The 637-nt window shown below is 70.1% G+C and carries 1 protein-coding gene; it reads right to left on the reverse strand.

Annotated features, from left to right (window positions below):
- Positions 1 to 637: FAD-dependent oxidoreductase (locus AC1D00_RS44200; protein ID WP_477015088.1), on the reverse strand; the 637-nt coding region annotated here is incomplete at both ends.

Raw genomic sequence — 637 nt, forward strand, 5'->3', positions numbered from 1 at the left:
CTTCAGGCCCGGCAGCAGGCTCGAGGCGGCACGCGGCGGCACCGCCATCACGACGACATCGCCGTCGGCGAGCTTGATCACGTCCTCGCCGCCGAAATTCAGCGCGCCGGCCTTGCCGTCACTGGTCACGAACGAGCGCAGCTCATGGCCGAGTTGAACCGAGTGGCCACGCTCCTGCAGGAACTTCACGGCGGGCTCGATCAGCACGGCGCTGAGGCCGTCGCGCGCGATCAGGGGACGGCAGGCCTGTCCGCCGGCAAGCAGCGTCTCGCGCACGATCGCGCCGGCGAGCCCGGCCGAACCCTCGGGCGGATCGACGTTGAGGGCGGCGAGCAGCAGCGGCTGCACCAGGCGCTGATAGAGCACGCCTTCGGTAGGAATGGACTTGCCGACCAGCGTCGCCTCCGACGCCCAGATCAGCGGCGCCAGCTTGAGATAGTCGGTGAGGCCCGTGTCGGGAACGCGGCGGCTTTCGTCGAGCACCCAGGTCGGCAGCCGGCCGGCGCCGAGATCGATCTGCCAGCGCTGCCCGGTCTTGATATCGACGAAGGGAAACTGCGCGCTGTCAGGGCCGACCRGGCCCGCCTCGGATCCGATCGCGCGCGCATAGGCTCGCGCATGGCTGTTGCCCGACAGC

It is taken from the genome of Bradyrhizobium sp. P2_E8 (genome assembly GCF_056403875.1).